This is a genomic window from Ideonella margarita (genome assembly GCF_038066635.1).
GTDB classification, from domain to species: Bacteria; Pseudomonadota; Gammaproteobacteria; order Burkholderiales; family Burkholderiaceae_C; genus Ideonella; species Ideonella margarita.
This window is the reverse complement of sequence record NZ_JBBUTI010000005.1, coordinates 344,668-366,342: the sequence shown is the minus strand read 5'-3', so window position 1 is coordinate 366,342 and position 21,675 is coordinate 344,668. Positions and strand designations below refer to the sequence as shown.

The window sequence follows — 21,675 nt, the reverse complement described above, 5'->3', positions numbered from 1 at the left end:
TGTCTGACCCTGCCCTTGCCCTTGCCCCTGACCAGCGCCACGCCCATGTTGTCATCAACCTCGTCACCCGCCGCCGTGCCCGTGCATGCGCTGCCAGACGCGGCCGACATGGCTTCGGTGGGCGTGGGCTGGCGCCAACCGCATGAGCGGGCCTTGCTGGCGCAGCGGCCGGCGCTGGGTTTCATCGAAGTGCACAGCGAGAACTTCTTTGCGCCCGGCGGTGCGGCCCTGGCCGCGCTGGAGTTGGCTGCCGAGCGCTATCCGATCAGCCTGCACGGTGTCTGTTTGGCCCTGGGCAGTGCCTGCGGCCTGGATGCCTGGCATCTCGATCAGCTGGCGGCACTGGTGGCGCGGGTTGGCCCCGTGCGGGTGTCTGACCACGCCTGTTTCGCCCGCGCACAGCTGCCCGGGCACGCGGTGCCAGTGCATGGCAGTGACTTGCTGCCGGTGGCCTTCACCCAAGCCTCGCTCGGGCTGATGGTGCGCCATGTGCAGCAGGTGCAGGAGCGCCTCAAGCGCCCTTTGTTGATCGAGCATTTGTCTGCCTGTGTGCGCTGGGCGGAGCAGGACATGACCGAGCCTGCCTTCTTCAACGCCATATGCCGGCAGGCCGGCTGCGGCGTGCTGCTCGACGTGAACAACCTGGTCGTGAATGCCCTGAACGGCGGCGTGAGTGAACCGGTGCGCGCCGCCTGTGCCTGGATCGATGAGCTGGATGTGTCGACCGTTGGTGAGGTCCACCTCGCGGGCTTCAATGACGAAGGGCCGCTGGTGATTGACGACCACGGCTCGCTGGTGCGCGACGAGGTGTGGCAGGTGTACGAGCATGCGGTTCGCCGCCTGGGTCGGCCCATACCCACGCTGGTGGAATGGGACACCGACATCCCGTCGTTTGATGTGTTGCTGGGGGAGGCCGCCCAGGCGGCGCGCATCCAGCAGCGCGTGCTTTCACAAGGGGTGTTGGCATGACACCCCCACTTACGGACGAAGCGCTGCGCGCCGAGGCCCTGCGGCAGCAGACCTTGTTGCAGGCCATTCGGGCCGAAGCTGAACCGCAGGCCTTGGTGGCCCAGATAACCCCGTGGCCTGGCCAGCGCGGTGATGCGGCCCCCGACGAGGGACTGAAGGGTTACCGGCGCAATGCGCTGGCGCTGGCACCGCGCGCCTTGGGCAGCGTCTTTCCGGTGGTGCAGCAAATGCTGGGTGAAGCGGACTTTGCCGCACTCGCCCGGCAGTTCTGGCGCGACGCGCCGCCGGTGCGTGGTGACCTTGCCTGCTGGGGCGAAGCGCTGCCCGCGTGGTTGAGCCAGCAAACTGAGGTGGTGGAGGCCGGCCCGTGGCTGGCCAGCACGGCCGAGCTGGAATGGCTGGTGCACCAGGCCAGCCGTGCGGTGGATGCGTCCCCTCAACCCGACACGCTGGCGCTGCTGGCCAGCCCGGAGGCCGGGCAGGCGCTGCTGCATCTGCAACCGGGCAGCGCCGTGCTGATCAGCCCCTGGCCTTTGCGCCTGATCTGGACCGCCCACCAATGGCCAGAGGGCCATACCGAGCGCGCACCGGCGTTTGCGGCCCTGCGCGAGGCGCTGCAGCAAGGCCATGCCGAGCCGGTGCTGGTGGTGCGCGACGGCTGGCGGGTGGCTGTTGAGCCTTTGACACCGCCAGAGGCCAGCTTTACCCAATCACTGCTGCAGGGCCAGGCCTTGGGGCCGGCCCTGGAATTCGCGGCCGCCGAATCACCACCGTTGTCATTCGAAGGCTGGTTGGTGCGTGCCGTGCAATCGGGTTGGCTGGTTCAGGTCAGCCTCGGCAATGCGCCCGAGACCCTCTGAAAACACAAATCTGGAGATGGCCATGATGGCTTTGATCGCGACGACACGTACCCGCTTTGATGAGCTGGTGCATTGGTGCCACGAGCGCCTGGATGCCCTGCAGCCATTGGCGCAACTGGCGGCGCGCCTGTATGTGGCGCAGGTGTTTTTTGCCTCTGGCCTGACCAAGCTGCGCGATTGGGACACCACGCTGGCCTTGTTCGAGTCTGAGTACCAGGTGCCGCTGCTGCCGCCCGAGCTGGCCGCCTGGGCCGGCACCGCCGGCGAGCTGGTGTTGCCGGTGCTGCTGGTGCTCGGCTTGTTTGGGCGCTTTGGTGCCTTGGGCCTGAGCGTGCTGAACATCGTCGCCGTGCTCAGCCTGGCTGACATCGCGCCGGCCGCGCTGCAGCAGCACCAGTTCTGGGGCAGCCTGCTGCTGGCGCTGCTGCTCTGGGGGCCGGGCCAGTGGTCGGCGGACGCCTGGCTGGCAGCCCGCGGTTTTACTCGACGGGCTTGAAGCTGATCAGCATCACCGGTTCGACCTTGCCGTTGGTGTCGCGCGGCAGGATGGCGGTGCGGTCGATCGCGCGCAGCACCGTGTCGTCCCAGGCCTTGGAGCCGCTGGTCTTGGAGATCTTGCGGCCGATGATGGTGCCGTCGGCGGCCAGCCGCACTTCCACTTCGGCGATCGGGTTGCCAACGATGTCGTCGGTCAGCACGATGTTCGGCTTGATGCGGGCCTTGATGCGGCCGGCATAACCGGCGGAGGGGCCAGCGTCGCGCGCGGCCGTGCCCGTGCTGCCTGGCGCACCGGTGCCACCACCCAACTGGGCGTTCATGCGGCGGATCTGGTCTTCCCGCGCCGCCTTGGCGGCCTGGTCAGCCTTCTCGGCGGCCAGCTTGTCGCGGCGCTCCTTGTCGGCTTTTTGGGCCTTGTCCGCCTTCTCGGCCTTCAACTTGCGGTCCTGCTCGTCGCGTTCGCGTTCGTGCTCCCGCTTTTGTGCCTCTTCCTTCTTCTTGCGCGCGTCGTCCTGGGCCTTCTTCTTCTCGGCGGCCTGGCGCTCTTCTTCCTGGCGCTTCTTCTCGAGCTTGGCCTTTTCAGCCTTCTCGATGGCGATCTGGGCTTCGCGCTCCTCCACTGCGGGCGGCGGCGGTGGCGGCGTCGGCTTGCGTTCTGCTACTGGCGGCGGAGGCGGGGGCGGGGGCGGCTCGACCGCGGGCTGCTCAACAGGCGGCGCTTCGGTGCGCGGCGCGGCCAGTTCCGGCGTGGCGGCCCAGAGTTCGGCCTCCACGCCAGCGGGCTCTTCGGTTCGCCATTGCACGCCCAGCGTCAGCGCCGTCACCAGGCCGGCGTGCGCCATCAGCGACATCAGCAGGCCGAAGCGAGGCTGGTCCGCACTGGGCGGCCGCAGGCTTTCGCGCGGCACGCTGAGGGTGTCAAGGGCCGTGCTCAAGGGTTCAGCCGCCTTGTTTGACAGACAGGCCGACGCGCTGAACACCGGCGCGCTGCAGCGTATCCATCACTTTCACCACGGTTTCGTAGCGCACCTGCTTGTCGGCGCTGATCACCACAGGCACCTCGGCGCTGCCGCCCTGGGCGTCGCGTACGCGCCCGGCGACTTGTGCCAGGGTGATGGTCAACGCCTCGCCCTTGTCGACCTTGAGCTTGAGCTTGTCGTCACTCGCAACCGTGATCTCGATGACCGATTGCGGCCGTGTCTTGGCCTTGCCCACGCTGGGAAGATCGACCACGCCGGTGGTGATGAGCGGGGCGCTGACCATGAAAATGATCAGCAGGACGAGCATCACGTCGATGAACGGAACCATATTGATCTCGTTCATCGAGCGACGCTGGCGGCCACTGCCGCGAGGAGCTACACCGGGCATCTGCTGCTCCGACGCTCAGCGGCCGGCGGCGCCGACATTGCGCTGCAGGATGTTGGAGAACTCGTCGGTGAAGCTGTCGAGCTGCGTCGCGATGCGGTCGATCTGGCGCGCGAAGCGGTTGTAGGCAATCACCGCCGGGATGGCCGAGAACAGGCCGATGGCGGTGGCGACCAGCGCTTCAGCAATGCCCGGCGCCACGGTGGCCAGCGTCACCTGCTGCAGGTTCGACAAGCCGACGAAGGCGTGCATGATCCCCCAGACCGTGCCGAACAGGCCGACATACGGGCTGACCGATCCGACCGAGGCGAGGAAGCCGATGTTGCCTTCCAGCGTGTCGAGCTCGCGCTGCAGGCTGGCGCGCATGGCGCGGCGGGCGCCGTCGAGCTGGGTGGCGGCGTCCAGCTGGCGTTCACGCAGCTTGAGAAATTCGCGCATGCCGCTGGCGAACAGCCGCTCCATCGGCGAGGCATCGGGCTTCGTGCTGACGGCCTTGTAGATGTCCTGCAGGTTCTGTCCAGACCAGAAGGTCTGCTCGAACTCTTCATGGGCCGCCTTCACGCGAGACAACCCCACGCCCTTGGAGAAGATCACCGTCCAGCTGGCCAGCGAAATGGCCAGCAGGCCGGCCACGACCAGCTGCACGACCAGACTGGCGTGCATGATCAGAGAAACGATGGAGAGATCCTGGTTCATGGTGAGATCAGTTGGGTGATCGATGTCGGAATTCGTCGTGGCCGGAAGGTTCCCCGGTCCACACAGGCAATCTGGATCTGGCCTTCGCACAACAGCTGCTCGCCGCGCCAGGCCTGCTGGTGCACCACCATCGCGGCGCGCCCGAGCTCACGCAGATCCACGGTGATGCGCAGGGCGTCATCCAACCTTGCCGGGGCCAGGTAGCGCAACTCGGTATGCGCCACCACGAAGATGGCGCCGGTCTCATCGGCCAGCGCCTGCTGGCCAACACCCAAGGCCCGCAGCCATTCGGTGCGGGCGCGCTCGAAGAACTTCAGGTAGTTGGCGTAGAAGACAACGCCACCGGCGTCGGTGTCTTCCCAGTACACCCGCACCGGGTGTTCGTGGGCGTGGACGGGCTGCATCAGCGGCGTGAAGCCGCGTACACCGGGCCCCAGACGGGGTGACCGGCCTCGGCCTTGCTCAGGGCAAATTCGGGGTCGGCGCTGCGGGCGCTGCGGAAGGCCTTTTCGCACTCGGGCTTGCGGCCGCTGGTGCAGTAGATGAAGGCCAGCGTCTTCCAGGCGGTGGCCTGGTCACGCGGGTTCGACAGCTTCAGACGCAGCGCCTCGTCGAGGGCCTTTTCGGCTTCGCGGTACATGGCGTCGTCATACAGGCGCAATGCCGCCACCAGCTGGCGCTCGGCCGGCTTGGCCATCGCGTCGGTGACGCTGGGCGTGTTGGCAGCAGGCTTGTTCATCAGGCCGGCACAGGCCGACAGCAGCAAGGGCAGGGCCAGCGAGAGCGCGGCGGCGCTGAAGCGGGGCAGGCGCAGGGCGGGGCGGGAGGTGGCAGGCAGCGTCACGGACCGAATCTGTGTTTGACTTGCTGTGGGTGGTCGGGGTCCACCTCGACGTTGCGGACATAGGCGGGGAAATCGCCATTGCGCACGGTGATGGTGTGACGGCCGGCCGGCAGGGTCAGACGCGTCAGGGGTGGCGCGGTGCCGGCGGGCTTGCCGTCAACCTCAACCTCGCCCCACGGGCTGATTGCCAACTGTACCGTGCCAGTGGCCACCGGCACGGCAGGGCGGTCGGCCGCTGTGGCGTCGTCGCGCGATTTTTTGTCCTTGGCCTCGGCCTTGCGGCGCTCCTTGTCGGTGCGCGCGGTTGCGGCGGCATCACGCGCCTTGTCCTTGTCTTTGTCCTTGGCCGCCGGCTTTTCAGTCGAGGCAGGTGGTTCGGCGTCGGTCTTCAGGGTGGCTGGGCCGGAGGCAGACGTGGCAGGCGTGTCGGCCCAGCGCTCGTCGGTGGCCAAGCCACCGGCATTCGCCGTGGCGAGCGGGGCCGACGCCTCAAGCAATGCTGCGCTGGCGGCCGGGGCAGCGGCTTGCAGGGGGGGGTCGCTGGCGGGGCGCGACCTGGCGTTCATCCACACGGCGGTCACGGCGCCGGCCGTCAACGCCACGCCGAGCAGGGCAGCCCAGCGGCCGCGACGCTGACTGGGGGGCTCACCCAGGGCTTGCGCTTCCTGGGAATCAAGCCAGTGGCGCAGCTCGGACGCGAGGTGTCGGGCAGAGGCCAGCCGCTCTTCCGGTGCCCGGGCCATCGCTCGGCGGGCAATCGCCGACAGACCTGCCGGCACCTTCGGGTTCGACTTGCGCGCCACGGGCGTCGGGTCTTCCAGCACGGCCCGGGTGATGTCGTCGACTGTGGCGCCGGTGAAAGCACGCTGCCCGGTGAGCAACTCGTACATCACCACGCCCAGCGAATACACGTCGACACGCCGGTCGATCGGGCCTCCAACCACCTGTTCAGGTGCCAGGTAATACGGTGAGCCGGCGACCGGCCCTTCCACGGTCGAGCCATCACGCTGCGTGACGCGGGCAATGCCGAAATCCAGCACCTTGGGCTGCTTGCGGCCGACCATGAAGATGTTGGCGGGCTTGATGTCGCAGTGCACCACGCCCTTGCCGTGAGCATAGGCCAGGGCGTCTGCCACCCGACGCACCAGGTGGGCGACCTCGACCGGCGTCGGACGCCAGCCTTCCTGCAGCAGGTGCCGCAGATCGCGGCCCCGCAAGGGTTCCATCGCGATGTAGATGCCCTGCTCGGACGGGCCGGCATCAAACACCGTGACGATGTGGGGGTGCGACAGCCGCGCGGCGGCGCGCGCCTCGTTCAGTATCATGCTGTCGAGGGCTTCGGTCTTGCCGGCCTCGAGGTGCAGATGCAGGTGCAGGGTCTTCACGGCCACCGGGCGCGACAGCAGCGGGTCCCAGGCGGCATACACCGTCCCGAGACCACCTTCGCCGAGCACCGATTTGAGTGCGTAGCGGCCAACGTGGCCGATGATGTTGTTGGCGTGAATGCCGGCGTCACCAGCATCGCCCGGGCCGGCCACAGGCGCAGCGCCATGTGCCGCCAAGGCTTCTGCGAGGCCGGGCGGCAGGTCTTCGACAGTGGTGGCCTCGAAGGTCGAGTCGGACGCCTCTGGCGGGCTCTGCTCAACCTTGCGACCGAACAGCTTCCAGCGCATGGACTGGAGCATACGCAAACTTGACGCAGACATGGCCATCTTCCTCAAGCGCGGCTGGCCTGGGATTCCCGGCGGCGCAAAAACAGCGCCAGACGGTTCATGGCCTCTTCCAGCTGCGGCAGGCTGTTGGCAAAGGACAGGCGCACATAGCGGCTGGCGGCAGCCGGGCCGAAGTCCTTGCCGGGCGTCAGGGCCACGTGGGCCTCGTTCATGACGTCGAGGCAGAACTGCCAGCTGTCGTCGCTGAAGGCGCTGCAGTCGGCCCAGGCATAGAACGCGCCGTCGGGCATCACCGGCACGGTCAGGCCCATGGCGTTGAGGGCAGGCACCACCACGTCGCGCCGTTCGCGGAAGGCGGCACGGCGGCGTTCGTATTCGGCCAGGCTGTCAGGCGCGAAACAGGCCAGCGCGGCATGCTGGGCTACGGTGGATGCGCAGATGTAGAGGTTCTGCTGCAACTTCTCGACCGCACCCACGAGGGGCTCGGGCAGCACCAGCCAGCCCAGGCGCCAGCCCGTCATGCTGAAGTACTTGGAGAAGCTGTTGACCGAGATGACCTGCTCGCCCAGCCCGTCCGGCAGGGCCAGGGCGCTCTGGCTGAAGCGGTCGTCGTAGCTGAGGCCGAGGTAGATCTCGTCGACGATGGTCACGCCGCCGTTCGCGCGCACGGTGCGGGCAATGGCCTCCAGCGCCTCTGGCGTGATGGAGGTGCCCGTCGGGTTCGAAGGCGATGCCAGCACCACGCCGCGTGTGGCGGGTGTCCAGGCCGCAGCCACGGTGGCGGCGTCAGGCTGGAAGCGGTGTTCCGGGCCGGCCGGCAGCAACCTGGCCGTTGCCCCGGTGGCCGCCACGAAATGGCGGTTGCAGGGGTAGGACGGGTCCGGCATCAGCACTTCGTCGCCGGTCTCGAACAAGGCGAGGCAGGCGAGTTGCAGGGCAGCCGATGCGCCGGCCGTGATGACGATGCGGCGGGCGTCGATCGTCAGGCCGAAACGGCTGGCGTACCAGTCCGACAGTGCCTGGCGCAGCGGCGCCAGGCCGTTGGCATCGGTGTACTGCGTGCGCCCGGCCTGCAGGGCAGCCTGCGCGGCAGCCTGCACCAGCGGCGGCGCCGTGAAGTCGGGCTCACCGATGTTCAGGAAGATCATCGGCGAGCCGCCCTGGGCGGGGTCACACGCCGGGCTGGCTGCCAGCGCGGAAGCCGCCTTGGCGCACTCCATCACGTAGAACGGATCGATGTGGTCGAGGCGGCTGGCGAGCTTCATGCTGGAACTTCAAGCAACAAGCGCCCGGCGAGGGCGCTTGTCAGAGGTGCGCAGGGGTGCGCGTTGGGGCACAGGCAACAAGCCGGTCAGCGTGACCGAGCCTGGATTTCCGTGGCGCGCAGGTCGCCAGCGGCCTTGTCGAGCACGCCGTTCACGTACTTGTGGCCATCGGTGCCGCCGAAGCTCTTGGCGAGCTCAACCGCTTCGTTGATGGCGACGCGGTACGGCACGTCGATGCAGTGCTTCAGCTCGTAGGTGCCGATCAGCAGCACGGCATGTTCCACCGGCGACAGCTCGCTGGTGCGGCGGTCGACATGGCGACCCAGCACCACGTCAAGGTCAGCGGCCTCGGTGATGCAGCCGTGCAGCAGGGCGTCGTAGTGCGCGCGGTCGACCTTGTCGAAGCCTTCCTGCTCGCGCATGTGGGCGTCGATGACGCCGGCGTCCTCACCCGACACCAGCCACTGGTACAGGCCCTGGAGGGCGATTTCGCGCGAGCGGCGGCGGGCCGATTTTGGCGCAGTGCGCTTCTTGGCAGGGGAGGTGGGAGTGGTCACAGCAAATCGTCCATCAGGTTGGCCATTTCAACGGCCACACGGGCAGCGTCTCGGCCTTTTTCTTCGGTGCGGGCCCACGCCTGCGCTTCGTTCTCGACAGTCAGGATCGCATTGGCGATCGGAATCTGGTGGTCGAGCGAGATGCGGGTCACGCCCGCGCCGCTTTCGTTGGCCACCAGTTCAAAGTGGTAGGTCTCGCCGCGGATGATGCAGCCCAGGGCGATCAGCGCGTCGTAGTCGTCGCTGTCGGCCATGGCCTTCAGCGCCACGGGCACTTCCAGCGCACCGGGCACGGTCACCTGGGTGATGTGCTTGTCCAGCACGCCCATGGCAGCCAGTTCAGCCAGACAGTTGTCGGCGAGCTTGCTGGTGATGGCGTCGTTGAAGCGCGCACGCACGATGCCGATCACCAGGCCTTCACCCTTCAGCGAGCCGCTTTGGCCCTTGTCAGCACCCAGCATGGTGGCGTGTCCTTGTCAAAGTCAGAAAATTCATCAAGCCGGGTTGGCGGCCAGAAAGCCGGTCACCTCGAGCCCGTAACCGGTCATGCTCGGCATGCGGCGCGGGCTGCCCAGCAGCTTCATCCGGCTGACACCCAACTCGCGAAGGATCTGTGCGCCCACGCCGTAGGTGCGCAGGTCGACCGACGGCCGCACCACGGGGGCGTCGGCGGCAGGCAGCAGTTGTCCGAGCAGGGCGCCGGCGGCTTCGGCGCCGCAGTTCAGCAGCACGGCCACGCCGGCCGGGCTGGCCTTCAAGGCCGACAGGGCCTTGGGCAGCGACCACGAGTGGCTGTTGCTGCTGCCGGCATCCAGCAGGTCGAGCACCGACAGCGGCTCGTGCACACGCACCAGCACTTCGTCGGTCGGGGCCCACTGGCCGGTGGCCAGGGCCAGGTGCACGCCACCGGAGCGGTCGCGGAACACATGGGCGGTGAATTCGCCCTGTGCCGTCGTCAGCTGGCGCTGTCCGGCTCGGGTGATCAGCGATTCGTTGCGGCTGCGGTAGGTGATCAGGTCGGCGATGGTGCCGATCTTCAAGCCGTGTTCGCGGGCGAAGATCTGCAGATCGGGCAGGCGGGCCATCGTGCCGTCGTCATTCATGATCTCGCAGATCACCGACGAGGGCGTCAGACCGGCCATGCCGGCGAGGTCGCAGCCGGCTTCAGTGTGACCAGCGCGCATCAGCACGCCGCCGTCCTGGGCCTGCAGCGGGAAGATATGGCCAGGTTGCACCAGGTCACGCGGATGGGCGTCACGGGCCACGGCGGCTTGCACGGTGCGGGCACGGTCGGCGGCCGAGATGCCGGTGGTCACGCCTTCGCGGGACTCGATCGACACGGTGAACGCGGTGCCGTGGGCGGTGCCGTTGCGGGCCGCCATTGGGGGCAGCTGCAGGCGCTCGCAGCGCTCACGCGTGAGCGTCAGGCAGATCAGGCCGCGGCCGTACTTGGCCATGAAATTGATCGCTTCTGGCGTGACGTGATCGGAGGCGAGCACGAGATCGCCCTCGTTTTCGCGATCTTCTTCGTCAACCAGAATGACCATGCGGCCGGCTGCCAGCTCGGCAACCAGCTCGGGAACAGGAGAAATGGGCATCCCCCGATTGTAGGCGGGGAGTCAGTCGGGCGGGTTCGTCGTTTGTCGAGCAAGCACTCGAACATCAGGGCCGATCCGGCACACATCGTGAAATTCGAAGCGGGCGGCCTGCTCCAGCGCCTGCAGCGGGCCGAGTGCGGCCATGCCCCGGCCCGCGCCGATGAGCATCGGGGCCAGGTAAATCAGCAGCTCATCCACCAGCCCGGTGCGCAGCCAGGAGGCATTCAGGCGCTCGCCGGCTTCGAGGTGAACCTCGTTGATCTGGCGGGCGCCCAGCTCGGCCAGCGCGGCGGCCAGGTCGACCTTGCCTTGGGCGTCTGGCAGGCAGATGACCTCGGCGCCGCGGACGCGCAGGGCGTCGATGCGCTCGGTGGCCGGATGGGCGGCGAACAGCAGCACGGGGCTGTCGACCTCGAACAGGCGGGCATCCAGCGGCGTGTCGAGCCGGGAATCAATGACGGCACGCAGGGGTTGGCGCGCGGTTTCCACCAGCCGCACGTCCAGACGCGGGTTGTCCTCGAGCACCGTGCCGGCGCCGCTGAGCACCACGCCGGCGCGTCGACGCCAGGCATGGCCGTCGGTGCGCGCCTGCGAGCTGGTGATCCATTGGCTGACGCCGTTGTCGAGTGCGCTGCGCCCATCCAGCGAGGCGGCCATCTTCATTCGCAGCCATGGGCGCTGACGCTCCATGCGTGAGAAGAAGCCGATGTTGAGCTCCCGGGCCTCGATCGCCAGGTGGACTGGGCCGTCATCCACCTGGATACCGGCTGCACGAAGGCGCGCGGCACCTTGTCCGTTGACGGCCGGGTTGGGGTCACCCACGGCCTGCACCACGCGGGCAATGCCCGCTTTGATCAGGGCGTCGCAACAGGGGCCGGTGCGGCCATGGTGGGCACAAGGCTCCAGCGTGACGTAGGCGGTGGCCCCCGCCACGCTCACGCCCCGGCTGGCGGCATCGCGCAGGGCCATCACCTCGGCATGGGCCTCACCGGCGGCCTGGGTATGGCCTTCGCCCAGCACGGTGTGGCCGTCCGCGGCGATCAGCACGCAGCCCACCCGCGGGTTGGGGTCGGTCAGGCCGACGGCACGGGCGGCCAGCGCCAGGGCGGCCATCAGCCAGTTCGCATCGTTCGCAGGGGTGTGGGTCATCGTGGTTTCGTTGGGCGCAACGTTGTCGATTTTCCCCCGCATGAGGGATGTTCTGCAGGGGGTGGGTACGAAGAATCGGGCGCTGGCAGTAGCGAAGCAGTTCTCGTCGTGGCGTCTCACAGGCTGGACCATGCACCAAACACCGCGTTGCCTTGTCACACCGGTTGGCATCCGGGGCTATACCCTCATCGAGCTGTTGATCACCCTGCTGGTGCTGTCAATTCTGGCAGGCGCGGCGTGGCCATCGTGGCAAAGACAGCTCTCTCGCCGGGCCGTGGAAAGCCAGGTGGCCGAGTTCCGCTCTGCGATACAGCAGGCCCGGCGTGAGGCTTTGCAGCGTGGCGAAGTAGTCTCCTTGTGCGCGCGTGATCCGGCGCTTGGCGCCGCCCCGGCACGCTGCATGCGCAGCGGCCGCGACTGGAGCGGCGGCTGGCTGATGTTCGTGGACCGCGACAGCCGCGGCGACATGAGCGCGAATGACCTGTTGATCAAGGTGCACCAGGCCGGGCCTCAAGACGGGCCGGTGCTGGGCACGGTGCGGTCAGTGTCGTTCGAGGCTTCGGGCATTTCACTCACCGCTGCGTCCCGTTTGCGCTTTCTGCCGTTGGGCGCCGCGCGTGTCGATGCCGCGGTCGACGGCAGCCAGACGGTCTGCATCAACAAGCCCGGACGGGCCCGTGTGACGGCGGAGGCTGAATGCGCGAGCTGATGGAGCCGGGTTCCGGCCATGCTCTCTCGCTCCCTGGTGGGCCACGGTGCTCATCCGGCGGTTTTTCCTTGATTGAAACCCTGGCGGCCCTGCTGGTGACATCGCTGGGCGTGATGTCTCTGGCGGGCTTGCTGGCGTCGGCATCGGGGCAGGCCAAAGCGAGCGAGTACCGAGCGCTGGCAGTGCTGCTGGCCGCGGACATCGCTGATCGCATGCGCGCCAATGCCGGCGCTGCGCACCTCGGCAGCTATCAACTGAAGGTGAGCAGCCTTCAGCGCGATGCACCCGATGCGCCCTCAGCTTGTCAGGAGGCCAGGGCATGCACCGCCGCCGAGTTGTCTGCACAGGATCTGGCGCAGTGGCGGAAGGCCCTGTTTGATGCCTTGCCGCAAGGCGCAGGCGCCATCCGCGTGGTGGCCTCCGGGCAGGCCGCCTACATCTGGGTGATGTGGCGTGATCCGTCGACGCTGGCGGGTGCCGCGCAACGAGGTTTGGCTCTTGTCGGCCAGTTGGAGTGCCCGCCAGATCTGGTGAATGCCGAACCGCAGGTGCGGTGCCTGAGCTTCAGGGTGGCGTTGTGAAACGAGACTGCGGCGGTTTCACCCTGGTCGACATGCTGGTGTCCTTGGTGGTCAGCCTGGTGTTGCTGGGTGCGCTGTACGGCGTCACGCTGGCTGCAGCCTCCACCGGCCGCGTGGCCCGCGCGACGATGCAGATGACCGAAGACGCTTCTGTGGCGTTCGGCATCCTGCGGGCCCAGCTGGCCCCCGCCGGGTACAGCGTGCCTTGGTCGGTGGGGCCGGACGGCCGACTGGCTCGCCGCCGCACGGGGCTCGCCATCAAGGGGTGCGACAACCTGTTCGTCCGACCGGCTGACAGCATCGACCAGCTCAGCTGCCGCGGTGGCAACGGTCCCGACGCTTTGGCGATCGTCTTCCAGGCAGATCTTCGCAACAGCCTGGCCTCTGACGGCCGGCCGCTGGATTGCCTGGGCAATCGCTTGCCTGACTCCGACGGCAGCGGCAATCCGCTGTATCTGTCTTACAGCCGCTTGTACGTTGAGGATGGTGGCTTGAAATGCCTGGGCCCGGGCAATACCGGCGCGCAGATGCTGGTGGAGCACGTGAGCGACTTGCGGTTGCTGTACGGCGTCGGGCCTGACGTTGACGCTGCGCCTTCGCCTGGGGACGGGTCATCGTCCGGGTCTGGCGAACTGACGCTGGGCCGTGTGCTGTATTACGCCTCTGCAGCGCAGGTGAACGCTGACGGTGCGTGGGGCAAGGTGCTGGCCGTTCGCGCCTGCCTGGTCATTCGCAGTGAGGACGACCTGCTGGCCGGCGTGCCGCAGTCCTACAGCGGCTGCGACCCCTTCGGCGCCGCCGTGCAGCCAACTGATCGGCGCCTCTACCGGGCCTTCACCACCACGGTGCTGCTCCACAACCGGGTCGGGAGCAGCTTGTGAGCCGGCGCCCGTCGCGCAGCCTTGCTGCCCCCCAGCAGGGTGTAGCCCTGATCGTGTCACTGGTGATGCTGGCCTTGATCAGCTTGACAGCCATGGCTGTGATGCGCGCGGCGCAGGGCGTCGACAGCGTCGCGTCGGGCATGCGCATACAGCTGCAGGCACAGCAGGCTGCCGAGTTGGCATTGCGCTGGTGCGAGCGCCAATTGCTTCAGCCCAACCCCGCTGTCACGGTGCATGAGCCACTTGATACCGGCGCGCTCTGGGAGCGATTTGATGCCTGGTCCGGGTCGATGGTGCTGGCAGCAACCGTGCCCGCCGAGCTCCTGTCGGGCGCCGCTGCTCCCGCCTACCTGCCTCAGTGCCTGGCCGAGCGGCGAGTGCTACCCGGGGGCGGTGAGGTGGTCGATGTGACGGCGCGCGGGTTCAGCCAAAACTATCAACCCGACGCGCTTGGTCGCACCCGCCTCGGAGCAGCCGCGTGGTCGCAGTCGACCGTGCTGCTGGCGCCGATTGAGCCCTGATGTTCCTGCCATTGCCACGGAGCACGCGAATGCCTCTGTTCTTTTCCGAATCCCGCTCGCGCCTGCCTGCGGACCCCGTGACGACGCTTGGCGACCAGGCCCTGCGCTTGTGTTGGCGTCTGACTTTCCATCTTGGATTGGGCTTGTCATTTGCGCCCATGGCTGCAGCGGCCGACTTGTTGCCGGCCCAGCAGCCGCTGCTTCAGCCGGCGCCACCCGCACCGAGCCCGAATGTCATGTTCACACTGGACGACTCCGGTTCGATGCTCGCGGACTTCATGCCGGAGGGGCCATTTCCGGTCAATGGGGCGGCTGTGACGCTCAACGGCACGGCGCCCTGCGGGCCGTCCTGCACCCGCTACTGGCTGGCGGGTTTTCCAGCTGATCCGCGCAAGCTCGGTCGCGGCCCTGCGGGCTATCTCGACGGGGTGGTGAGCGCTGCCAAACACGTCACGGCCGACGATGACGCCATTTTCCAGAGGCAGTTCCGCTCGCCGGACGTGAATGCGCTTTTCTACAACCCTGATCGTCGCTACCTGCCTTGGGTGACCGGCAGCGGCGGAGCGCGCCGTCCAGCCTTTTCTGCCGACAAAGCGCCCTGGGATGTGGCGAACGCCAGCGCGGTCTTCAACCTCACCGGTACCTTGGTCATCGATGCGACCTGGTGTGCGGCGAGCCACCTCTGCAGTGCCGGCACACAGCTCTTCAGCCCGGGCCTGGTCTATCGCCTGCAGGCCGGTGCAGACCCGACCTTGGCCAACGCCTACCGTCGATTCGATGTGAATGTCGATGGTGAACATGCGCCGGTCGTCAAAGCCCCCGGTCGAGCTGACTGCCTCGCCAGCCGCTGCACCCAAGCTGAAGAGCGGCAGAACTTCGCCAACTGGTTCACCTACCACCGCACGCGCGAGGCCCTCACCAAGGCCGCCTTGTCGGAGGCGCTTGTGCAATACCAAGGGCGCCTGCGGCTCGGCTGGAGCCAGATGAACGGCAGCCAGGGTTTGTTGCAGCCCGGGGCGGTGGCGCAGCAGCCGGTGCTTCCTCTGACCAGCGACCATCTGGGGCGTGTGCTGGCCGGGCTGCAGGCGGTGCAGTCGTGGCCCACCACCCCGATGCGCAGCGCCGTGGAGGCCGTCGGGCAGTACTTCCGCCAGACAGGCACGAACAGCGCCTGGTTGAATGACGATGGTGATGCGTCAGCACCGGCTGCCGGTTGCCGGCGCTCAGCCAACGTCATCCTGACGGACGGGTATTACAACGACTTCTACGTGGGCGCCGGCGATGTCGACGGCAAGGATGGGCCGGACCATGCCCTGTCCAACCCTGGCGGCTGGCGGCAGACGCGTTACCTCGCCCGCCGGCCCTACCTTGACAGCGCGCCAGCGCTTGCTGACACCCTGGCCGACGTGGTCATGCGGGACTTCGTGGAAGACCTGCAGCCCGGGCTGCCCAACCTGCTCCGCCCCGGCGGCAGCGACATTGCCTTCTGGCAGCACCTGAACACCTTTGCCATCGGGCTCGGGGTGCAAGGCACCTTGCCCGCCGCGACCGATGAGCAGCGCCGCGACACCCTGCGTCGTCTGGCGCAAGGCGCGTTGAATTGGCCTGACCCGCGTCAGAACACGGCAGCGCGCATTGATGATCTCTGGCATGCCGCGGTCAATACCGCCGGCGACTTTCATCCGGCCACCACCGCCGAGGGCTTGTCGGCGGCGCTCGACAGCGTGTTGTTGCGGGCGAGCACACCGGCCCAGGTGATGTCTTCACAAGTGGCTTACTCCGCCGGGGCAGGCGCTGACCTCTCCTGGGTTCAGGCGATGTTCGAGCCAGGCCGATGGTCAGGCGACGTGCGCCTGGTGGATGCGGCGGCACTGCAGGGCAACGCGCCTGACGTGCCGCCCAAGTGGTCAGCGGCGGATCAGTTGCGCTGCTCATTGCAGGCGACAGGCGAAACGCAGCGCCGCGTATTCACCTGGCACACACGGCGGGGCACTGGCGTGGCCTTCAACTGGCATGATCTTGACGACCTTGCCCGTGCTTACCTGGGCTCTGCCAGCGTAGTGAGCCTGGTCCGTGGCGGCGGCGTGCCGCCCGAGCTCGCGGCCGGCTGGCGCAGCCTGCAAGCGCAGCCCATCGGTGGCGTCGTCAATGCGCCGCCCCTTGTGATCAACCAAGCGGTGGACATGGGCTACCAGGCCTTGAGCGACCGCGCTGCAGCGGCGGCCTATCCCGTTTACCTGGCCGAACGAGCGGCATCGTCGGCGAGCGGCAGTGTGGGTTTCGGCAGCAATGACGGCATGTTCCATCTGGTGAACGGTGCGACCGGCGACGAGGTGATGGCCTATGTGCCGGCCGGCGCGTGGCCCTGGTTGTCGGGTTGGCTGAGCACGGCTTACGGCACCGAAGCTCAGCCCCATCACCTGGGTGTGGATGGCCCGCTGACCGAGGCGCAGGCCTGGCTGTCCGGGCGCTGGGAAACGCTGGTGCTGGGCAGCATGGGCGGCGGTGGTCGGTCGGTGTTTGGTCTGAAGCTCCCGTCAAACGGCAACCCGCCGACCGCGAATCAGGTGGTGTTCGACCTGAGCAATGATCCTGATCTTGGGCATGTCACCACGCCAGTCAGGGTTGGGCACGTTCAGGGTGCAGGCTGGTTTGCCTTCTTTGGCAACGGCGCCGCCAGTCCAGGTGGGCAGGCCGCCTTGCTGGCGGTCAACCTGGAGCGGCCGGCCGAGGTCCATCGCCTGGTTGTTCCGGGTGGGCAGGGCAATGGTTTGATGGGCGTGCAGTTGCTGCGTGACACTGCGGGGGAGGTGATTGCCATCTATGCAGGCGATCTGGAGGGGCAACTCTGGCGCTTCGATCTGGCCGCGGGCGGGCCGACGCGTTGGCGTGTGGGCCTGGAGGGCCGACCGTTGTTTCAATCGGCAGGCGTCAGCCAGTCGATCACCGCAGCACCGGTGCTCGTGCCGCACACCGGCGGTGGCCGGATGGTGGTGTTTGGCTCAGGCCGCTTGATCACCGCCACGGATGCGCTGGATACCTCATTGCAAAGCTTGTACGGCGTCTGGGACCCGACACCCGACCAGGCGCTGACGGGGCCGCCGGCCTCACCGGGCAGCTCCGGACCATTCCAGCCCCGCACGCGCAGCAATCTTCAAGTGCAGCAACTGGGCGGGCCTGAGTTGATGTCCGGCCAGGTGTATCGCCGCGTGAGTTCTCAGGCTGTTGACTGGACGCGGCAGGCGGGCTGGGTGCTGGACCTCGAGGGCCTGCCGGGCTGGCGCTTGCTGCACACGCCTCAACGGGTGCTGTCGAAGGTGTTGTTGAACGTCGTGCGCCCGGGGCAAGTGGCCTTGCCCTGTGAGAGCAGGCCTGCTGAAGGCATGGCGTTCCTGCTGTCGGTCTCCACCGGCGGGGCGCCACAGGCGCCAGCCCTCGATACCAACGGCGACGGCTTGGTGAATGCCACTGACGTTTCAGGCGTGGCCGCAGTGGTCAGCAGCGTGGACGGCTGGGGCTTGCTGCAGTCGGAGTCGGTGCGGGTGGGGGAGGGCGATGCACGCACGGCTGAACGCCGTCCACCTGACTCGGGCGGGGTGTGTGCGCCAGGTTTTCATCTGGTGCGCCGCGTCAGCCCGGGTGGTGCCGTCACGCCGCTCTGCATTCCGTGTGAGGGCCAGTGCGGTGGTGAAGTGCGGCGCATCGTGGACCGCGTATGGCGCCCCTTGCTGCAGCCGCCGCAGCCGCGTTGATGCCAACCCTTCGACGCGCCCCCCATGGCATGCCTGCACTGCAGACCGACCAAGCGGCTGATTCGCGGCTTCAGCCTGCTGGAGCTGCTGGCTGTGTTGGCCATCATTGGCGTGCTTGGCAGCCTGGCGCTTCCAGCGTATCTGGACCATGTGGCCAGAGCCCGCCGCAGCGATGCCCAGGCCGTGATGATGCAGGTGGTGCATTACCTGCAGCGCTTCCACGCTGCGAAGAACAGCTATGCCGGCGCCAACGAAGCCGCCTACCTGCCGTCCTCGGGCCTGATGACGGCGCCGGCCGGATCACCGGGCAGCGTCGCTCATCACCGGTTGAGCGTTGTGATCCCGGCAGATGATCCGCACACCTTCTTGATACTGGCCGAGCCCGTGGTCGCCGATGCAAATTGCGGCACGCTCACCCTGTCCGACCTGGGTGAAAAGGGCGTCGGCGCCACCGCGCGGTGGGCCGTGAAAGACTGCTGGCGCTGAAGGCTGGCGAGCTGTTTCACTGCCCAAACCACCCCAGGCTCAGATTTCCTTGATCAGTCGGCTGAACTCGTCAACGTCTTCGAAGCTGCGGTACACCGAGGCAAAGCGCACGTAGGCCACCTTGTCGAGGCGCTTGAGTTCACGCATCACCAACTCGCCCACGCGGGTGGAGGGTACTTCGCGCAGGCCGCTGGCCAGCAGCTTTTCCTGGATGCGCTCGATCGCGGCATCGATCTGCTCGATGCTCACCTGGCGCTTGCGCAGGGCCAGGGTCATCGAGGCGCGCAGCTTGGCGGGGTCAAACTCCACCCGGGCACCGCCACGCTTGACCACGGCCGGCAAGGCGATTTCCGCGCGCTCATACGTGGTGAAGCGCTTCTCGCATTTGCTGCATCGGCGCCGACGCCGAACCACATCGCCTTCGTCGGACTCGCGGGTCTCGACAACCTGGGTTTCATCGTGACTGCAGTAGGGGCAGCGCATGGCGGGTACCGATCAATGTGGGGAAGGGCGTTCAATGCGCCACAGGCCCGCAGGCAATGGACCTGCGGGCCTGTGGTGGGCTATCGGCCGGCGGTCACGCCGGCTGCGGACTCAACGGTAAACCGGGAAGTCACGCGTCAGGGCCGACACCTTGGCGCGCACAGTGGCCAGGTTGCCTTCGTCGTGCGGGTTGTCCAGCACGTCGGCGATCAGGTGTGCCGTGGCACGTGCCTGTTCTTCCTTGAAACCGCGGGTGGTCATGGCCGGGGTGCCCAGGCGGATGCCGCTGGTGACCATAGGCTTCTGCGGATCGTTCGGGATGCCGTTCTTGTTGCAGGTCATGTGGGCGGCGCCCAGGATGGCCTCGGCTTCCTTGCCAGTCAGACCCTTGGGACGCAGGTCCACCAGCATGACGTGGCTTTCGGTACGGCCCGACACGATGCGCAGACCGCGCGCGATCAGGGTTTCGGCCAGCACCTTCGCGTTCTTCACGACCTGTTCCTGGTACGCCTTGAACTCGGGGCTCAGGGCTTCCTTGAACGCGACGGCCTTGCCGCCGATGACGTGCATCAGCGGGCCACCCTGGATGCCGGGGAAGATCGCCGAGTTGATCTTCTTTGCGATCGCCTCGTCATTCATCAGGATGATGCCGCCACGCGGGCCGCGCAGGCTCTTGTGGGTGGTCGAGGTGACCACGTCAGCGAATGGCACCGGGTTCGGGTAGACGCCTGCAGCGATCAGGCCGGCGTAGTGCGCCATGTCGACCATGAAGTAGGCGCCGATTTCCTTGGCGATCTTCGAGAAGCGCTCGAAGTCGATGCGCAGGGCGTAGGCCGAAGCACCAGCGATGATCAGCTTGGGGCGACGTTCACGGGCCAGGGCTTCCATGGCGTCGTAGTCGATGGCTTCATTGGCGTCGAGGCCATAGCTCACCACGTTGAACCACTTGCCGCTCATGTTCAGCGGCATGCCGTGGGTCAGGTGGCCGCCTTCGGCCAGGCTCATGCCCATGATGGTGTCGCCGGGCTGCAGCAGGCCGAAGAACACGGCCTGGTTGGCTTGCGAGCCGGAGTTCGGCTGCACGTTGGCGAAATTGGCGCCAAACAGTTGCTTCACGCGGTCGATGGCGAGTTGCTCAACCACGTCGACGTTTTCGCAGCCGCCGTAGTAACGCTTGCCCGGGTAGCCTTCTGCGTACTTGTTCGTCAGCTGGCTCCCCTGCACGGCCATCACGGCTGGCGAGGTGTAGTTTTCCGAGGCAATCAGTTCGATGTGCTCTTCCTGGCGCTGGTTTTCAGCCTGGATGGCGGCGAACAGCTCGGGGTCGACGTTGGCGATCGTCGATTGGGAACGGTCAAACATGGAATTTCCTTCTGGTCGGGGCGGATGGGCCTGTGCGCCCGGCATGCAGATCATGACGGGGACAGGGTGCCCAGGCGAACGGCTTTGATAACGCTGCTTGTTCAGCAGCCCCGCGCTTCCCGGTGGTGATCCACCTCGACGACTGCCCTTGTTCGGGCCGTCGCGTTATCGCCAGTCGCGCGTGGGCTCAAGTGTACCGGTTTGTGGCCGGTTGATGGTCAACGCTGAGGGCCGCAATGGCCTGTCAGCGCTGCCAGGGCGGTCAGACCGCACAGCCGGGCTCAGTGCGCCAGCGCAACCTGCTCGCGCTGGACAGTCGGTGCAGCTTCGGTCGGGGGCACTTGCGACGCAGCGCCCGAGTTGGGCGTCGGTGCCGCTGCGGCTGCCGGCGCGGTGTAGGCCGGGGTGGAGACGGTCACAGGCACGGCGTGGCCTGCGGCAACGCGGACCAGGAACTGCTGCTCGGCCAGCACCTTGGAGGCATAACCGCCGTCGTTGTCCATGTTGGCTGCGCCCACATAAAAGCGCAGGCCGGCTTCCAGGCCGCCGGCGCGGGTGATGCATTCACGCAGCACCTGCACACCCACGCGCAGGTTGGTCACCGGATCAAACGCCGTGAGCTTGCCGCCAAACGCTTCGTACTTGTCGTTGTGCACCCGGGTCATCACCTGCATCAGGCCCTGGGCGCCCACCGGGCTCTGCGCAAACGGGTTGAAGCTGGATTCGATGGCGACGATGGCCAGGATCAGGGTCGGATCGAGCCCGGCGCGCTGGCCGACATGCCAGGCTTCCTGCACCAGCCGGGCCACCGGTTCGGCGGCCACGTGATAGCGGCGCGACAGCCAGGTGGCGACGGCCGACTGCTGGCGGCTCAACGTGGCCGGGTCGGTGGCCAAGGCCTTGGCCAGGTTGGTGGCGTCCGGATCATCCGGCATCGCCACGTAATCGGCGGGCTCCTGCGTTTCGGCGTGCCGCTCCTGCAGCCAGCCCAGGGCTTGCCGCTCCATCGACTGGCGCAGGTCTGCGCGGCCGGCGGTGAACAGCACCGTGGCCACCACCAGCAAACCCAGCAGCGCGAGCATGTTGTGGCTGACATCCAGCAGGCCGTGGCCGACGTCGCGCAGGAAGATCCCGGCGGACTGGCGTGTGGCTGCGGTCATGCGCTGCCACCAAGTGGACTCGGACATGCGTTTCCTTTCTTCGGGCCACCACCCGGTGCGGTCTTGCTGGCGAGGCGCCTGCGTACAAACCTGGGGTGGTGATAATCGGCTGCCGTGGTGTGAATCGGTGCGAGGCACTCGGAAAGCACGGCAGAAGCGGGATGGTTTCCCTGTCACTGCGCCGAACTACGTGGCGCGGGTAAACCCGTATCTAGAACGTTGAGCCGGATTGTAGGTAGGCTCGAAATAACCGGTCAAGCATAAGG

General features: G+C 67.3%; 23 protein-coding genes and 1 riboswitch. Of the genes, 9 read left to right on the top strand and 14 right to left on the bottom strand.

The window, feature by feature from the left end; translation table 11 throughout:
• Positions 1–15: 15 nt before the first annotated feature.
• The 3 genes from AACH00_RS09175 to AACH00_RS09165 are packed head-to-tail and all read left to right on the top strand — an operon-like array spanning position 16 to position 2,325.
• The gene (locus AACH00_RS09175; protein ID WP_341398803.1) at positions 16–969 is read left to right on the top strand and encodes an MbnB/TglH/ChrH family RiPP precursor modification enzyme; all 954 of its coding nucleotides are present in this window, start codon (positions 16–18) and stop codon (positions 967–969) included.
• A complete protein-coding gene (locus AACH00_RS09170) occupies positions 966–1,829 on the top strand; it encodes an HvfC/BufC family peptide modification chaperone (RefSeq protein ID WP_341398802.1) in 864 nt (287 codons plus the stop codon). Before AACH00_RS09175 ends, AACH00_RS09170 begins: the two co-directional genes overlap by 4 nt.
• Before the next feature lie 22 nt (positions 1,830–1,851).
• A complete protein-coding gene (locus AACH00_RS09165; protein ID WP_341398801.1) occupies positions 1,852–2,325 on the top strand; it encodes a DoxX family protein in 474 nt (157 codons plus the stop codon).
• On the opposite strand, the gene tolA is transcribed toward AACH00_RS09165, so the two are convergent.
• From tolA to ribD, 11 genes are all read right to left on the bottom strand, one after another.
• Positions 2,309–3,262 carry a cell envelope integrity protein TolA gene (gene tolA, locus AACH00_RS09160; RefSeq protein ID WP_341398800.1) on the bottom strand — a complete coding sequence of 318 codons (954 nt, stop codon included), beginning with the start codon at positions 3,260–3,262 and terminating at the stop codon, positions 2,309–2,311. The genes AACH00_RS09165 and tolA overlap by 17 nt on opposite strands.
• A gap of 4 nt (positions 3,263–3,266) precedes the next feature.
• Positions 3,267–3,695 carry an ExbD/TolR family protein gene (locus AACH00_RS09155; RefSeq protein WP_341398799.1) on the bottom strand — a complete coding sequence of 143 codons (429 nt, stop codon included), beginning with the start codon at positions 3,693–3,695 and terminating at the stop codon, positions 3,267–3,269.
• A 15-nt stretch (positions 3,696–3,710) separates the two neighbouring features.
• Complete coding sequence (gene tolQ / locus AACH00_RS09150) at positions 3,711–4,388, bottom strand: protein TolQ (protein ID WP_341398798.1); 678 nt, start codon at positions 4,386–4,388, stop codon at positions 3,711–3,713.
• A complete protein-coding gene (gene ybgC / locus AACH00_RS09145) occupies positions 4,385–4,792 on the bottom strand; it encodes a tol-pal system-associated acyl-CoA thioesterase (RefSeq protein WP_341398797.1) in 408 nt (135 codons plus the stop codon). Before ybgC ends, tolQ begins: the two co-directional genes overlap by 4 nt.
• Entirely contained in the window at positions 4,792–5,232 is a 441-nt protein-coding gene (locus AACH00_RS09140) for a TssQ family T6SS-associated lipoprotein (RefSeq protein WP_341398796.1), read from the bottom strand. The genes ybgC and AACH00_RS09140 overlap by 1 nt, the downstream gene beginning before the upstream one ends.
• Positions 5,229–6,905: a serine/threonine-protein kinase gene (locus AACH00_RS09135; protein WP_341398795.1), complete on the bottom strand. Its 1,677-nt coding sequence runs from the start codon at positions 6,903–6,905 to the stop codon at positions 5,229–5,231. Before AACH00_RS09135 ends, AACH00_RS09140 begins: the two co-directional genes overlap by 4 nt.
• 44 nt (positions 6,906–6,949) lie before the next feature.
• Positions 6,950–8,170 (bottom strand): pyridoxal phosphate-dependent aminotransferase, encoded by a 1,221-nt coding sequence (locus tag AACH00_RS09130; protein WP_341398794.1) that lies wholly within the window; start codon positions 8,168–8,170, stop codon positions 6,950–6,952.
• Between the two features lie 86 nt (positions 8,171–8,256).
• The gene (gene nusB / locus AACH00_RS09125; RefSeq protein ID WP_341398793.1) at positions 8,257–8,727 is read right to left on the bottom strand and encodes a transcription antitermination factor NusB; all 471 of its coding nucleotides are present in this window, start codon (positions 8,725–8,727) and stop codon (positions 8,257–8,259) included.
• Positions 8,724–9,188: a 6,7-dimethyl-8-ribityllumazine synthase gene (gene ribH / locus AACH00_RS09120; protein WP_341398792.1), complete on the bottom strand. Its 465-nt coding sequence runs from the start codon at positions 9,186–9,188 to the stop codon at positions 8,724–8,726. The genes nusB and ribH overlap by 4 nt, the downstream gene beginning before the upstream one ends.
• 33 nt (positions 9,189–9,221) lie before the next feature.
• Positions 9,222–10,325, bottom strand: coding sequence for a bifunctional 3,4-dihydroxy-2-butanone-4-phosphate synthase/GTP cyclohydrolase II (gene ribBA, locus AACH00_RS09115; RefSeq protein WP_341398791.1), 1,104 nt, complete (start codon positions 10,323–10,325; stop codon positions 9,222–9,224).
• A gap of 21 nt (positions 10,326–10,346) precedes the next feature.
• Positions 10,347–11,474, bottom strand: a complete 1,128-nt coding sequence (gene ribD / locus AACH00_RS09110; protein WP_341398790.1) for a bifunctional diaminohydroxyphosphoribosylaminopyrimidine deaminase/5-amino-6-(5-phosphoribosylamino)uracil reductase RibD — start codon at positions 11,472–11,474, stop codon at positions 10,347–10,349.
• On the opposite strand from ribD, the gene AACH00_RS09105 reads away from it, so the two are divergent.
• From AACH00_RS09105 to AACH00_RS09080, 6 genes are all read left to right on the top strand, one after another.
• The gene (locus AACH00_RS09105; RefSeq protein WP_341398789.1) at positions 11,464–12,183 is read left to right on the top strand and encodes a GspH/FimT family pseudopilin; all 720 of its coding nucleotides are present in this window, start codon (positions 11,464–11,466) and stop codon (positions 12,181–12,183) included. The two genes, ribD and AACH00_RS09105, sit on opposite strands and share 11 nt — an antisense overlap.
• Positions 12,171–12,764, top strand: coding sequence for a type IV pilus modification protein PilV (gene pilV / locus AACH00_RS09100; RefSeq protein WP_341398788.1), 594 nt, complete (start codon positions 12,171–12,173; stop codon positions 12,762–12,764). The genes AACH00_RS09105 and pilV overlap by 13 nt, the downstream gene beginning before the upstream one ends.
• 32 nt (positions 12,765–12,796) lie before the next feature.
• Positions 12,797–13,645, top strand: a complete 849-nt coding sequence (locus AACH00_RS09095) for a PilW family protein (RefSeq protein WP_341398787.1) — start codon at positions 12,797–12,799, stop codon at positions 13,643–13,645.
• 65 nt (positions 13,646–13,710) lie between these two features.
• Positions 13,711–14,166, top strand: a complete 456-nt coding sequence (locus tag AACH00_RS09090) for a hypothetical protein (RefSeq protein ID WP_341398786.1) — start codon at positions 13,711–13,713, stop codon at positions 14,164–14,166.
• Between the two features lie 236 nt (positions 14,167–14,402).
• Complete coding sequence (locus AACH00_RS09085; protein ID WP_341398785.1) at positions 14,403–17,918, top strand: pilus assembly protein; 3,516 nt, start codon at positions 14,403–14,405, stop codon at positions 17,916–17,918.
• A 24-nt stretch (positions 17,919–17,942) separates the two neighbouring features.
• Positions 17,943–18,404, top strand: a complete 462-nt coding sequence (locus tag AACH00_RS09080; RefSeq protein WP_341398784.1) for a type IV pilin protein — start codon at positions 17,943–17,945, stop codon at positions 18,402–18,404.
• A gap of 39 nt (positions 18,405–18,443) precedes the next feature.
• Here AACH00_RS09080 and nrdR read toward each other — a convergent pair whose 3' ends face one another.
• The 3 genes from nrdR to AACH00_RS09065 all read right to left on the bottom strand — a co-directional run bounded on the left by nrdR (position 18,444) and on the right by AACH00_RS09065 (position 21,436).
• Positions 18,444–18,887, bottom strand: coding sequence for a transcriptional regulator NrdR (nrdR, locus tag AACH00_RS09075; RefSeq protein ID WP_341398783.1), 444 nt, complete (start codon positions 18,885–18,887; stop codon positions 18,444–18,446).
• A 111-nt stretch (positions 18,888–18,998) separates the two neighbouring features.
• Positions 18,999–20,249, bottom strand: a complete 1,251-nt coding sequence (glyA, locus tag AACH00_RS09070; RefSeq protein WP_341398782.1) for a serine hydroxymethyltransferase — start codon at positions 20,247–20,249, stop codon at positions 18,999–19,001.
• Positions 20,250–20,310: 61 nt separating this feature from the next.
• A riboswitch (ZMP/ZTP riboswitch) is annotated at positions 20,311–20,438 on the bottom strand.
• 92 nt (positions 20,439–20,530) lie between these two features.
• Positions 20,531–21,436, bottom strand: a complete 906-nt coding sequence (locus tag AACH00_RS09065) for a lytic transglycosylase domain-containing protein (RefSeq protein ID WP_341398781.1) — start codon at positions 21,434–21,436, stop codon at positions 20,531–20,533.
• Positions 21,437–21,675: the final 239 nt, after the last annotated feature.